Genomic DNA, 1050 nt, shown 5'->3' with positions numbered 1-1050 from the left:
CGCGGCGAACTGGCCGGGCCCAAGGCGGGGCGCGCCGGACGCCGTACCGCGCTCGCCGCGTTCGTGCAGCTCACCGACCTCCATGTGATGGACAGCCAGCACCCGCTGCGTACGGAGTTCCTGCAAGCCGCCTCACCGCACGCCTGGCGCCCGCAGGAGGCGCTCACCGTGCAGGGCGCGGTCTCCCTGGTCGAGCGGGTCAACGCCCTGCGCGGCGCGCCGGTCACCGGCAGCCCCCTGGAGTTCGCCATCACCACCGGCGACAACACCGACAACAACTCCCGCATCGAGCTGGACTGGTACCTGAAGGTGCTCAGCGGCGGCCGCATCACCCCAGACTCGGGTGACCCGCGCCACTACGAGGGCGCCATGAGCAGCGGCCTGAGTCTGTACTGGCAGCCCGAGGCCACCGTCCGCGACCAGTACAAGCAACGCGGCTTTCCTCACCTTGAGAGCTTCCTGCAGGCCGCGACCCGCGAGGTGCGCAGCCCCGGCCTGAACCTCCCCTGGTACTCCACCGTCGGCAACCACGACTCCATCCTGGGTGGCTGCTTCGGGCACGGGGACTCCTACCTCACCGAGTTCGCCACCGGCGACCGCAAGCTGTTCACCGTGACCGCCGCCGAGGCCCGCAAGCTGCAGCAGAGCATCTACGACGGCTCCGACCCCAAGGGCCTGGGCCTGCGCGACCTGCTGAAGTCCCACACCCGGGCGATGCGCCGGGTCACCCCGGACGCGCGCCGCGCCCTGTTCACGCCCGCCGAGTACGTCAAGGCCCACCTCGACCCGGCGAACACCGGCCCCGGCCCGGTCGGCCACGGCTACACGCAGGCCAACCTCGCGGAGGGCACTCAGTACTACTCCTTCCGCGTCTCCGGCCACGTCGTCGGCATCAGCCTCGACACCACCGACCCGCAGGGCAACTTCATCGGCTCGATCGGCGCGGCCCAGATGGCCTGGCTCGAGCGCACCCTGAACGCGCACAAGGACGAGTACGCCATCGTCTTCAGCCACTACACCAGCACCTCGATGTCCACCCCGCGCCCCGAC

General features: G+C 70.7%; 1 protein-coding gene. It reads left to right on the top strand.

Going from position 1 to position 1050, the window contains the following annotated elements; genetic code table 11:
• Positions 1-1050, top strand: a 1050-nt coding sequence (locus BZY54_RS48590) for a TIGR03767 family metallophosphoesterase (RefSeq protein WP_086731594.1), incomplete at both ends; no start/stop codon positions are given.

It is taken from the genome of Streptomyces carpinensis (assembly GCF_002154505.1).
GTDB classification, from domain to species: Bacteria; Actinomycetota; Actinomycetes; order Streptomycetales; family Streptomycetaceae; genus Streptomyces; species Streptomyces carpinensis.
The sequence above is the reverse complement of the archived record's forward strand: the minus strand, read 5'-3'. Positions and strand labels throughout refer to the sequence as shown.